This is a genomic window from Arthrobacter sp. MP_M4 (assembly GCF_035984855.1).
Classification (GTDB): Bacteria; Actinomycetota; Actinomycetes; order Actinomycetales; family Micrococcaceae; genus Arthrobacter.
Genome location: NZ_JAXCHX010000026.1, coordinates 1 through 11,971, shown reverse-complemented (window position 1 = coordinate 11,971; position 11,971 = coordinate 1). Strand labels below are relative to the sequence as shown.

Annotated in this window: 9 protein-coding genes and 2 riboswitches; of the genes, 8 read left to right on the top strand and 1 reads right to left on the bottom strand. The window is 66.7% G+C overall.

Going from position 1 to position 11,971, the window contains the following annotated elements; genetic code table 11:
• Nucleotides 1–64: 64 nt before the first annotated feature.
• The 6 genes from RCH15_RS15930 to RCH15_RS15905 all read left to right on the top strand — a co-directional run bounded on the left by RCH15_RS15930 (nucleotide 65) and on the right by RCH15_RS15905 (nucleotide 8,479).
• A complete protein-coding gene (locus tag RCH15_RS15930; protein WP_326961641.1) occupies nucleotides 65–604 on the top strand; it encodes a TetR/AcrR family transcriptional regulator in 540 nt (179 codons plus the stop codon).
• A 153-nt stretch (nucleotides 605–757) separates the two neighbouring features.
• Nucleotides 758–856: riboswitch (glycine riboswitch) on the top strand.
• 1 nt (nucleotide 857) lies between these two features.
• A riboswitch (glycine riboswitch) is annotated at nucleotides 858–973 on the top strand.
• Nucleotides 974–1,012: 39 nt separating this feature from the next.
• Nucleotides 1,013–3,886, top strand: a complete 2,874-nt coding sequence (gcvP, locus tag RCH15_RS15925; protein WP_326961640.1) for an aminomethyl-transferring glycine dehydrogenase — start codon at nucleotides 1,013–1,015, stop codon at nucleotides 3,884–3,886.
• Nucleotides 3,887–3,896: 10 nt separating this feature from the next.
• The gene (gcvT, locus tag RCH15_RS15920) at nucleotides 3,897–5,060 is read left to right on the top strand and encodes a glycine cleavage system aminomethyltransferase GcvT (RefSeq protein WP_326961639.1); all 1,164 of its coding nucleotides are present in this window, start codon (nucleotides 3,897–3,899) and stop codon (nucleotides 5,058–5,060) included.
• A 58-nt stretch (nucleotides 5,061–5,118) separates the two neighbouring features.
• Nucleotides 5,119–5,514, top strand: coding sequence for a glycine cleavage system protein GcvH (gcvH, locus tag RCH15_RS15915; protein WP_326961638.1), 396 nt, complete (start codon nucleotides 5,119–5,121; stop codon nucleotides 5,512–5,514).
• Nucleotides 5,511–6,833, top strand: a complete 1,323-nt coding sequence (gene glyA, locus RCH15_RS15910; protein WP_326961637.1) for a serine hydroxymethyltransferase — start codon at nucleotides 5,511–5,513, stop codon at nucleotides 6,831–6,833. The genes gcvH and glyA overlap by 4 nt, the downstream gene beginning before the upstream one ends.
• Nucleotides 6,834–7,066: 233 nt before the next feature.
• Nucleotides 7,067–8,479: an L-serine ammonia-lyase gene (locus RCH15_RS15905; protein ID WP_326961636.1), complete on the top strand. Its 1,413-nt coding sequence runs from the start codon at nucleotides 7,067–7,069 to the stop codon at nucleotides 8,477–8,479.
• Nucleotide 8,480: 1 nt separating this feature from the next.
• On the opposite strand, the gene RCH15_RS15900 is transcribed toward RCH15_RS15905, so the two are convergent.
• A complete protein-coding gene (locus RCH15_RS15900) occupies nucleotides 8,481–9,035 on the bottom strand; it encodes a TspO/MBR family protein (protein ID WP_326961635.1) in 555 nt (184 codons plus the stop codon).
• 114 nt (nucleotides 9,036–9,149) lie between these two features.
• On the opposite strand from RCH15_RS15900, the gene RCH15_RS15895 reads away from it, so the two are divergent.
• Together RCH15_RS15895 and RCH15_RS15890 are read left to right on the top strand one after the other, a co-directional pair.
• On the top strand, nucleotides 9,150–10,223 hold the full coding sequence (locus RCH15_RS15895; RefSeq protein WP_326961634.1) for a lipid II:glycine glycyltransferase FemX: 1,074 nt from the start codon (nucleotides 9,150–9,152) through the stop codon (nucleotides 10,221–10,223).
• A 32-nt stretch (nucleotides 10,224–10,255) separates the two neighbouring features.
• A complete protein-coding gene (locus tag RCH15_RS15890; protein ID WP_326961633.1) occupies nucleotides 10,256–11,752 on the top strand; it encodes a threonine/serine ThrE exporter family protein in 1,497 nt (498 codons plus the stop codon).
• The last annotated feature ends 219 nt before the right edge of the window (nucleotides 11,753–11,971 follow it).

The following is an 11,971-nucleotide window of genomic DNA, read 5'->3' as shown; positions in this document are numbered from 1 at the left end:
GACGGTATAGTTACGAAATGCGGTGTTTACCGATCGGCGCCCTCAGCGGGGCAAGATAGGAGCCATGGCCAGAAAACCCGTCGCCCGCGAAGCCGTCCTCGACGCGTTCGAATCCCTGTTGATTGAAGAGGGCGAACGCGCGGCGACGCTCGACGCCGTGGCCCGGCTCGCAGGCGTATCCAAGGGCGGGCTGCTGTATCACTTCCCTACCAAGGACGCGATGATCTCGGTCCTGCTGGAACGGCTGGACCGGCTGCTCGCCGAGGACCTGGCAGCCATGGCCGCCGCACCGGAGGGCGCCGCGGCGTTCTTTATTAAGTCCTCTGTCTGGGCGGACACGCCGCTGGATCGCGTTTTCGTCGCCGCGACCCGGCTCGCTGAAGTCGCCCACCAGGAAACCCTGCGCCGCATGGCCGCCGTCCAGGCGGCCTGGCTGGAGCTGCTGGCAACCGATGTCGGCCCCGCCATGGCCAAGCCGGTCCTGTATATGGGGGACGGGCTGTACTTCAACGCCATGCTGGCCCGCGCGCCAGGCGGTTCACTCCCTGAGGTGGGCCCCGACGTCGAGAGCCTTCTCGCCGCACTCGACCGGCTCCGCGGTTAAGCCCCGCAGGACGTGACGCTTCCGGACCCGCGCCCCGGGCGGAGGGTCCGTGTGCGTCATGCGCCAGCAGGTTCCCGCCGCTGGTTTGCGGACGCAGCCCCGGCATAGGACAATGGAAGCTGTGACTGCGGTCACGAGCAACTAAATAGCCTTTGATCTGCGGCGGGAGAGTCCTGCAAGTAGGTACAAGCAGGCGCCGTAGGAGCAAACCCTCCCCAGGAATCTCTCAGGCCCACGTACCGCCGCGGCAAGGCAACTCTGGAAAGCAGCAGGCACCCCAGCCGGGGTGCGATGCTCACCGACGGTGCAAGCGGAGCCTCGCGAAAGCGGCTGCGCGGAAACTCTCAGGTCCAATACAGAGTGGGGAGGAACCCGAATCAATGTGGCGTACCCTGCGCCGCCTTAGTTATGGAGTTCCTTGTGACTGTTACCCCAGCCTCCACGTCCTTCGTTGACCGGCACATCGGCGCCCGCCGCCAGGCCGACGTCGACGCCATGCTGAAGGCTGTCGGTTACGACACCGTCGACGCGCTCGTGGACACCGCCGTCCCGAAGGTCATCCGCCAGGACTCCCCGCTGAAGCTCACCGAAGCCCTCAGCGAAGTCGAAGTCCTGGCCGAACTGCGCAAACTGGCATCGAAGAACACGACGGCCGTGCAGATGATCGGCCAGGGCTACTACGACACCCTTACCCCGCCGGTGATCCGCCGCAACATCCTTGAGGCCCCTGCCTGGTACACCGCGTACACCCCCTACCAGCCCGAAATCTCCCAGGGCCGGCTCGAAGCACTGCTGAACTTCCAGACCATGGTCCAGGACCTTGTCGGCCTCTCCATCGCCAACGCCTCCCTGCTGGACGAAGCCACCGCTGTCGCCGAGGCCGTGCTGATGATGCGCCGCGCCAACAAGAACAAGTCCGCCCACGACGGCAAGACCGTCCTCGACGCCGATTGCCTCCCGCAGACCATCGCCATCGTTCGCGGCCGCGCCGAGGCGCTCGGCTTCGAGGTGGAAGTGGCTGACCTGTCCAAAGGCCTGCCGGAGGGCGTCATCAACGGCATCGTCCTGCAGCAGCCCGGCGTCTCCGGCCGCGTGATCGACCACTCTGCCGTGATCGCCGATGCCAAGGAACGCGGCGCGCTCGTCACGGTCGCCGCGGACCTGCTCTCCTTGACCCTCATCACGCCCCCGGGCGAACAGGGCGCGGACATCGCCGTCGGCTCCACCCAGCGCTTCGGCGTGCCGCTGTTCTTCGGCGGGCCGCACGCTGCGTACATGGCGGTGCAGAAGGGCCTGGAACGCTCTATGCCCGGCCGCCTCGTGGGCGTGTCCAAGGACAACACCGGCGTTCCCGCCTACCGCCTGGCGCTGCAGACCCGCGAGCAGCACATCCGCCGCGAGAAGGCCACGTCCAACATCTGCACCGCGCAGGCGCTGCTGGCCATCGTCTCCTCCTTCTACGCCGTCTACCACGGCCCGGAGGGCCTGAAGGCGATTGCCGCGACCGTCCATGACCACGCCCGGACCATCGCCGCCTCACTGCAGGCAGCCGGCCTGGACGTGCAGCATTCCTCCTTCTTCGACACCGTCACCGTCTCCGCACCCGGCAAAGCCGCGGGCATCATCGCCGCCGCCGAGGCCAAGGGCATCAACCTGCGCGCCATCGACGCTGACACTGTGGGCATCTCCACCGATGAAGCCACGACGGCGGCCATCGTCGCCGACGTCGTCGCGGCCTTCGGTGCCAGTGTTGCCGACTCCGGGGCAGACACCGGCACAGCCTTCGGCCTGGACACCGCCGTCGAGCGCACCTCCGACTACCTCCAACACCCGGTCTTCAACACCCACCGCTCGGAAACGCAGCTGCTGCGCTACATCCGCCGCCTCTCGGACCGTGACCTCGCGCTGGACCGCACCATGATCCCGCTGGGTTCCTGCACCATGAAGCTGAACGCGACGGCCGAAATGGAAGCCATCTCCTGGCCGGAGTTCGCCTCCATCCACCCCTTCGCACCCGAATCCCAGACTGCGGGCTGGCGCGAACTGATCGAGGACCTCGAAGCCCAGCTCACCGAAATCACCGGCTACGACCAGGTCTCCATCCAGCCCAATGCCGGCTCCCAGGGCGAACTGGCCGGATTGCTCGCCATCCGTGGCTACCACCGTTCCCGCGGCGACGCCCAGCGCAACGTCTGCCTCATCCCGGCCTCCGCGCACGGCACCAACGCGGCGTCGGCCGTGCTGGCCGGCATGAAAGTCGTGGTCGTCGCGACCGCCTCCGACGGCACGATCGACCACGCCGACCTGACCGCCAAGATCGAGCTGCACCGGGACGCGCTCTCCGCGATCATGATCACCTACCCCTCCACCCACGGTGTGTTCGACGCCGACGTCCGCGAGGTCTGCGACGCGATCCACGCCGCCGGCGGCCAGGTCTACATCGACGGCGCCAACCTCAACGCCCTCGTCGGCCTCGCCCAGCCGGGCCAGTTCGGCGGCGACGTCTCGCACCTGAACCTGCACAAGACCTTCTGCATTCCGCACGGCGGCGGCGGACCCGGTGTCGGCCCGGTCGCGGCCCGGGCGCACCTGGCCCCGTTCATGCCAGGCAACGCCGCCGACCCGGCCAACGGCGCCGACGGCACCCCGATCTCGGCCTCCCGGTACGGCTCGGCCGGTGTGCTGCCGATCTCCTGGGCGTACGTGAAGCTTATGGGCGGCCAGGGCCTGACCGAGGCCACCAGGTCGGCGCTGCTCGCGGCCAACTACGTCGCGGCCCGGCTCAACGATTTTTTCCCGGTGCTCTACACCGGCGACGGCGGCCTGGTGGCCCACGAGTGCATCCTGGACCTGCGCGAACTCACCGCCAAGACCGGAGTGACAGCTGAGGACGTCGCCAAGCGCCTGATCGATTACGGTTTCCATGCGCCCACCTTGGCGTTCCCGGTGGCCGGCACCCTGATGGTGGAGCCCACCGAGTCCGAGGACCTCGGTGAGATCGACCGGTTCATCACGGCGATGATCGCCATCCGTGCCGAGATCGACCAGGTGGCGTCCGGTGACTTCACCGTGGAAGAGAGCCCGCTGCGCAACGCCCCGCACACCGCGGCCGCTGTCATCAGCACCGACTGGGCCCGCGAGTACCCGCGTGAGCAGGCCGTCTTCCCGGTCCACACGCTCAAACAGGACAAGTATTTCCCGCCGGTCGGCCGGATCGACGGCGCTGCCGGGGACCGGAACCTGATCTGCTCCTGCCCACCCCTGTCCGAGTTTGAAAACTGAGGATCACGACATGACTGAGAACTACACTGCCCTGTACGAAGAGCACAAAAAGCTCGGTGCGTCCTTCACGGACTTCGGCGGCTGGCAGATGCCGCTCAAGTACAGCTCCGAGCTCGCCGAACACCACGCCGTCCGCAAGTCCGCGGGCCTGTTCGATCTCTCCCACATGGGTGAAGTCTGGGTCACCGGGCCGGATGCCGCAGCCTTCCTGGACTACGCCCTCGTCGGCAAGATCTCCGCCATGGCGGTGGGCAAGGCCAAGTACTCGCTGATCTGCAACGAGGACGGCGGCATCATCGATGACCTCATCACCTACCGCCGGCCGGCGGCGGCCGACGGCACCGATGCGTTTCTTGTGGTTCCCAACGCCGGCAACGCCAAGGTTGTGGCCGCGGCCCTGGCCGATCGTGCCCGTTCCGGCCAGGACGGCGGGTTCGACGTCACCGTCCGGGACGCCTCGGCCGAGATCTCGCTGATCGCGGTCCAGGGCCCCGCAGCTGAGGCCATCCTGCTCCGCCTGGTTCCGGCCGCGCAGCACGAGCTGGTGACTGGTCTGAAGTACTACGCCGCCGTCGAGGTCCCGTTCATGGTCGGCGGTGCCGGCCAGGAGCTGCTCCTGGCCCGCACGGGCTACACCGGTGAGGACGGCTTCGAGATCTTCGTGTCCAACGACGACGCCGCCGCCCTCTGGCAGGCGCTCATCGCCATCGCCGAGGACGGTGAACTGACCCCTGCCGGTCTGGCCTCCCGCGACTCACTCCGTCTCGAGGCCGGCATGCCGCTCTACGGCAACGAACTCTCGCTCGAGGGGGACCCGTTCGCCGCCGGACTGGGACCCGTCGTCGCGCTGTCCAAGGAAGGCGACTTCGTCGGCAAGACGGCGCTCGCCGCGAAGAAAGAAGCAGGGGCAGGGAGGACCAGCGGCCGCAAGCTTGTCGGGCTCAAGGGTCTCGGCCGGCGCGCCGGCCGTGGCCACTACCCGGTCCTGAAGGACGGCAGCGTGGTTGGCGAAGTTACCTCCGGCCAGCCGAGCCCGACCCTCGGCTACCCGGTGGCGATGGCCTACGTCGCCGTCGAGTTCGCCGAACCGGGCACCGCCCTGGACATCGACCTGCGCGGCAAGACAGAGCCCTTCGAAGTCGCAGCACTGCCCTTTTACAAGCGCCAAAAGTAGTTCCGCCCCGGCCACAATGGTTGTGGTCCACGACTTTCAACTCTAGAAGGAAAAACACATGGCAAAAGTTGCACCTGAACTGCAGTACTCCGAGGAACACGAGTGGGTTGCCCGGGACTCCGGTGACGCCGGATCGAACATCGTGTCGATCGGCATCTCCGCCGTCGCCACGGACGCCCTGGGCGACATCGTCTACGTTGACCTGCCGGAAGTTGGCTCCGTGGTAGCCGCGGGGGAGACATGCGGCGAGGTCGAGTCGACCAAGTCGGTGTCCGACTTGTACGCCCCCGTCACCGGCGAGGTCACTGAGACCAACCCCGCCGTCGTCGAGGACCCCGCCCTGATCAACTCCGATCCTTACGGTGCCGGCTGGCTCTTCAAGGTGGCCGCGGTTTCCGAGGGCCCGTTGTTGTCGGCCGAGGAATACGCGTCCAAGAACGGCGGCGAGCTGTGAGCGCGGCCGCTGGAACGGTCTCCTTCGAGCAGGTAGTCTCCCCGTCCCTGGACGCGGAGCTCTCAGCGTTGGATCCGGAGATCGCAGCGAAAATTGATGCCGAGCTGGCCCGCCAGCGCGACGGCCTGGAGATGATCGCCTCGGAGAACCACACCGCGAAGGCAGTGATGCAGGCCCAGGGCTCGGTGCTGACCAACAAGTACGCCGAGGGCTACCCGGGCAGGCGTTACTACGGCGGCTGCGAACACGTTGACGTGATCGAACAGCTCGCCATCGACCGCGTGAAGGCACTGTTCGGCGCCGAATACGCGAACGTCCAGCCGCACTCCGGTGCGCAGGCCAACGCCTCCGTCATGCATGCGCTGATCCGGCCCGGGGACACCATCATGGGCCTGAACCTGGCGCACGGCGGTCACCTCACCCACGGCATGAAGATCAACTTCTCCGGCCGGCTGTACAACGTGATCCCGTACCAGGTCCGGGAAGATGACCACCGGATTGACATGGCCGAGGTCGAACGGCTGGCGCAGGAGCACAAACCGAAGCTGATCGTCGCCGGCTGGTCCGCGTACGCCCGGCAGCTGGACTTCGCTGAATTCCGCCGCATCGCCGACTCCGTGGGTGCCTACCTCATGGTGGACATGGCCCACTTCGCCGGGCTGGTGGCCGCAGGGCTGCACCCGTCACCGGTGCCGCACGCGCACGTCACCACCTCCACGACGCACAAGACCCTCGCCGGTCCGCGCGGTGGCATCATCCTCTCCAACGACTCCGACATCGCCAAGAAGATCAACTCGGCCGTGTTCCCGGGACAGCAGGGCGGCCCGCTGGAGCACGTGATCGCCGGCAAGGCGGTGGCGTTCAAGATCGCCGCGTCACCGGAGTTCAAGGAACGCCAGGAACGCGTGCTGGCCGGCGCCCGGATCCTCGCCGAGCGCCTCATGCAGCCGGACGTCACCGCCAAGGGAATCAACGTGATCTCCGGCGGCACCGACGTGCACCTGGTTCTCGTGGACCTGCGCACCTGCGAGCTGAACGGTCAGGAAGCCGAGGACCGCCTCGCGGAAATCGACATCACCGTCAACCGCAACGCCGTGCCGTTCGACCCCCGCCCGCCGATGGTCACCTCGGGGCTGCGGATCGGAACCCCGGCTTTGGCCACCCGCGGGTTCGGCGAGGCCGCCTTCGCCGAAGTCGCGGACATCATCGCCGAGGCGTTGATCGCCGACGCCGGCGCGGACCTCTCCGCACTGCGCGGCAGAGTCGAGGCTCTCGCCGCCGCCCACCCGCTCTACCCCTCGGTAGCCAACCTCGGCTGACTGCCTCCGGAGCCGGACCCTCTTTCGGGTTTGGCTCCGGGCCCGGCGGACCGGACTTTTCACGCGTGCCCGCTCCCCACCGGCACCCCAGCCTCCGAAGCTCGGCCAGGGAACCCGGCCGGCGTGGGCCCTCGCTTAGACGCAACGCTTTCGAAACGTCCGGCTCCGCCGGCCCCTCGTGCACACGTCCGGACTCATCCGTCCGGACGGCATTCATTTAGTTAGGAACCACCATGGCAGTCGGCGTGTTTGATCTCTTCTCTATCGGTATCGGGCCTTCGAGTTCGCATACTGTGGGGCCGATGAGGGCTGCCGCCGTGTTTGCGGGTGAGCTCAAGGATTCCGGTGTCTTGGAACGCGTCGCCGCGCTGCGGGTGGATTTGTTCGGGTCCCTTGCCGCGACCGGGCACGGCCACGGCACCATGACCGCCATCCTGCTCGGCCTGGAGGGGTTTCATCCGGAACTGATCCTGCCCGACGAAGTCGAGGAACGCCTCGCGGCGATCGACGCGACGGGCACCCTCCGGCTGGCAGGATCGACGCCGTTGCCCTACGGGGTGAAGGACATGGTCCTGCGCCCGCTGACCATCCTGCCGCGACACACCAACGGCATGACGTTCGCTGTCTCCGGCGTCGACGGCCAGGTCCTGCACAGCGCGACGTTCTTCTCCGTCGGCGGCGGCTTCATTGTCCGCGAGGGTGAGGAGGACGCCGCGCTCAAAGAACTCGACGAATCCAAAAAGGAACTGCCCCTGCCGTTCCGCACCGCCGCGGAACTGCTGGTCCACTGCCAGTCCGAGGGCCTCTCAATCGGCGAGATCATGTTCATCAATGAGCGCGCCGCCCGGACCGAGGACGAGATCCGCGAGGGGCTCCTGCACATTTACTCGGTGATGGAAGGCTGCGTCGAGGTCAGCCTCAAGCGCGAGGGCCTGCTGCCGGGCGGGCTCAAAGTCCGACGCCGGGCCCCTGACTGGCACGAACGCCTCCTGAAGGAAAACCCCGGCCAGGACCCGGGTTACCGGGACCCGAAGTACTGGCAGGAGTGGGTAAACCTGATCGCCCTGGCCGTGAACGAGGAAAACGCCTCGGGCGGACGTGTTGTCACCGCCCCGACCAACGGCGCCGCCGGCATCATCCCCGCCGTGCTGTACTACGCCCTGCATTTCGCCCCCGGCATGGACAAAGCCAGCCAGGCCGACCGCGATGACGTGGTGGTCAAGTTCCTGCTCACTGCCGCGGCCGTCGGGGTGCTCTACAAGGAGCAGGCTTCGATCTCCGGAGCCGAGGTGGGCTGCCAGGGCGAGGTGGGCTCGGCGTCGTCGATGGCCGCCGCCGGCCTGGCCGAAGTTCTGGGCGGAACACCCCAGCAGGTGGAAAACGCCGCCGAAATCGCGATGGAGCACAACCTCGGCCTGACCTGCGACCCGATCGGCGGGCTCGTTCAGATCCCCTGCATCGAACGGAACGCCATCGCCGCGGCCAAGGCAATCAACGCCGCCAAGATGGCCCTGTGGGGCGACGGCACGCACCGGGTCTCCCTTGACGAGGTCATCGTCACCATGCGCGAAACCGGCAAGGACATGAGCTCGAAATACAAAGAGACCGCCATGGGCGGCCTCGCCGTTAACGTCGTGGAGTGCTGAGTCAGTTGTTCAAGGCCGCCCACAGGTTCAGTGACGAGGCGAAAACCACCCACGCCAGGTAGGGAAGCAGCAACAGCCCGGCCGTGCGGCTGATCGGCCCGAAATACAGCACGGTCACCGTTATGGCCACCGCCAGGGCGGCAATGACGCCGAAAGCGAGCCAGAGAGCCGGTGTGCCGAGCGCCGGATACAGGCCGAAGAAAGCAGGCGTCCACAGCAGATTCAGCGCGAGCTGGACGCCGTAGGCGGTCAGGGCGGCTCGTGCCGTTTTCTTCCCGCTCCGCCACACCAGCCAGGCGGCCGTTGCCATCGCAATGTAGAGAACCGTCCAGACCGGGCCGAACAACCAGTTCGGCGGCGACCACGGAGCCTTGTTTGCGGTGGCATACCAGCCGTTGACGTTGTCAGCGGTGGCAAGCCCGCCGAGTCCCGCCACCAAGGCGGAAGCCGCGAGGAAGAGAAGGAGTCCCAGCAGCTGGGCGCCCCATGGGCGCTTTTGGGGCTCCTGGTCGTGGCTCGCGGGTCCGGTGGCCAGTGGTTGCTGATCGGAGGGCATACTTCCAGCGTAGCGGTCCGCTCCGGCCGGGAGCGAGGGGCCGGGCGGATAGACTTAACGCTGCATGTCCGCATGCCGCCGACGCTCGTACCGCAATGATTGGATGCCGCACCCTTGCGCGAATTCACCGCCCGTTTTGCCTCTGCCGAAGAGATCGCCAACTGGGACGCCCACGTCACGGCGAATCCCAATGGCGGCAATCTCCTGCAGTCGGAGGCTTTTGCCGAGGTCAAGCAGCACTTCGGCTGGAAGCCCCGGCACCTCGTGTACGAAACCGTCGATTACACGAGCTACAACCTCGTTCTGGAAAAGTCCTTTCCGCTGCTCGGCAAGCTCTGGTACCTGATCAAGGGTCCTGACGTGGCGTCCGTCGAGGACATCCCCGGCATCGCCGCGGCCAACGCCGAGTTCGTCAAGCGTGCCCGGCTCGGTGTCTTCGCCGTCAAGATCGAGCCCGACATCGTGCTCACTGACACGGCCCGGCGGGTGCTCGAGGGTACCGGTCTGGTTAAGACCCACAACCTGCAGCCCAACGACTCGACGGCCCTGCTGGACATTTCCCCGGATGAGAACCAACTGCTGCGCAACCTGCATTCGCGCGGCCGCAATGCCGTCCGGCGCGCGATCCGCGAAGGCGTGGAGGTCCACAACGTGGAACCCACCGAAGAGAATTTCCGGGCCATGTATGCGCTGATGACCAACACTGTGGAGGCCAAGTCGCAGGTGCGGGTCCGCGAATACGGGTACTACCGGCAGTTCTGGACCAACTTCATCAACCGCGGCCAGGGACGGCTGCTGTTTGTCTACGAGAACGGCGAGCCCTCAGTGGGCGCCTTCGTCATCAACTACGGCCGCAAGGGCACCTACAAGGACGGCGGCTCGCTGCAAAAGCGCAACCAGTACGGCGACTCGCACCTGGTGCAGTGGACGGCCATCGGCCAGTTCAAGGACCTCGGCTGCACGGAATACGATTTCTGCGGCACGCCTCCCAGCGACCAGCTCAAGGACACGTCCAACCCGTTCCACGGCCTGGGCTTGTTCAAAACCAGTTTCAGCAAGACCGTGACGGACTTCGTGGGCTGCTACGACCAAGTGCTCAACCCGTTGAAGTACAAGGCGTGGATGGCCGCGGGAGAGCGCGTAGCCCGCCAGCTCTACACCCGCCGCACGGGCCGGCAGTTCTACTAAACCGGCTGCCAGGAAAAGCGAGGACGCCGGAAATGACCAAGGAAACCGACGGCCGCCACAGGCCGCGCACAGACGGACTGCCCAAGACGGCGCCGATGTCTCCCACCCAGGTGCGCCAGGACGCCGCCGCGAAGCGGATGCTGCGCCGGCTGGTGCAGGGGGAGAACCCGCCCACCGCTCCGATGAGCATCGTAGACCGCCTCGCCGGCAGCCCGTATGCCAACCCGATGATTCAGGTGGGCGGAGTGGACACCTCCGCCCGCAAGACCATCGACTTTGCGCTGCATCTGGCTGAGTCGATGTTCCGGTATGGCGCCGGCGCCCTCGAAGTGGAAACGAGCATCATCGCCATTACCGCGGCGCTCGGCCTGAAAAACATCGAAGTGGACATCACCAACCAGTCGGTCGCCATCAACTACGCGCCCAAGGACCAGACACCGATCACGCTGCTGCGGGTGGTCCGGTCCTGGACCAACAACTACGCCGGGCTGTCACAAGTCCACCAGCTGGTGACGGAAATAGTAACCGGCGGGGTAGGCCGGGACGAGGCCGTGCGCCGGTTGGAGGAGATCACCCACAGCGCCAAGCCGTTCCCGCGCTGGATGGTCACGGTGGCGTTCGGGGTGTTCTCCGCCGCGTTCGTTGGAGTGCTTGGCGGAGGGCCGGGCGCCTCCGCGGTGGCCTTCCTGTCCAACCTCCTCGTCAGCCTCCTGGCCCGGCAGCTGAGCCGCTGGCGTACCCCGGACTTCTTCATCACGGCATCGTGCTCGTTCCTGGTGACCTTCATCGCCCTCCTGCTGGGACGCTTCGGCGGTCCCGTCGGAATTCAGATTGCCCCCGAGATCGTGGTGGTGGGCGGGATCCTGCTGCTCTTGCCGACCGGCCGGCTCGTGTCCGCCGTGCAGGATGCTATCAACGGCTTCCCCGTCACTGCCGCCGGCCGCTTCCTCTCCACCATGCTCACGTTCGGCGCCCTGGTCGCCGGCATCGCCGTGGGGTTTGTAGTGGGAGACACGGTGGGAATGGAGGCCATCGACGTCGGTAAAACATTCCCCCCGGCGTATGAGTTCTGGGTGGTGGTGGTCCTTATCGCCATCGCGGTGCTGATGATCGGCATCACCGAACAAACCGGCTGGACCCTGCTGCTGCCGACCGCGGCCATTGGTGTCATCGGCTACCTGGTGATGATTTGGGGAGAAGCGTTCGGGATCGGGCCGCGCTTCTCACCTGCGCTGGCAGCGGTTGTCATCGGGCTCCTGGCCCGGGTGGTGGCGCTGCGGATGGGCGCCCCGCAGCTCGTGGTGGCCGTCCCGGCCGCCCTGATTCTGCTGCCCGGCCTCACCATATTCCGGTCCATGTACGTATTGACCGTCGAGGAGTCGGACAATCTGCTGGGCGTCGGCGGCATGATCAATGCCGGAGCCATCGTGCTGGGCGTCGCCGCGGGCATCGTCCTCGGGGATACGCTCGCCCGGCCGGCGACCCGCGGCCTCGCCAGCAACGAACGGCGCCGGGCGCGGCGCCGGTAAATCTCCCCTGCACCCTGCGCCGCCGGGTTTCCCCACTTTTGCGGGGTCCCGACGGCGTGGCGGGCCGCCGGGCCGGTGAGCCCCGGCGTCGTGATGGCGAAGGTAGGGAGACTCCGCGGGGTTGCTAGTGGTCTGTCTCAGTTTTGTTTGATGGTTTCAAGGGCGACTCGGCCACGGGCCACTTTTTTGAGGATTGAGTCTGCGGTCGCGGTCCAGACC

Coding starts and splice junctions, on each gene's coding strand:
- RCH15_RS15900 (WP_326961635.1), bottom strand. CDS start 9,035: ATGCCCTCCGATCAGCAACCACTGGCCACCGGACCCGCGAGCCACGAC.
- RCH15_RS15930 (WP_326961641.1), top strand. CDS start 65: ATGGCCAGAAAACCCGTCGCCCGCGAAGCCGTCCTCGACGCGTTCGAA.
- RCH15_RS15905 (WP_326961636.1), top strand. CDS start 7,067: ATGGCAGTCGGCGTGTTTGATCTCTTCTCTATCGGTATCGGGCCTTCG.
- RCH15_RS15890 (WP_326961633.1), top strand. CDS start 10,256: ATGACCAAGGAAACCGACGGCCGCCACAGGCCGCGCACAGACGGACTG.
- gcvP (WP_326961640.1), top strand. CDS start 1,013: ATGGAGTTCCTTGTGACTGTTACCCCAGCCTCCACGTCCTTCGTTGAC.
- gcvT (WP_326961639.1), top strand. CDS start 3,897: ATGACTGAGAACTACACTGCCCTGTACGAAGAGCACAAAAAGCTCGGT.
- gcvH (WP_326961638.1), top strand. CDS start 5,119: ATGGCAAAAGTTGCACCTGAACTGCAGTACTCCGAGGAACACGAGTGG.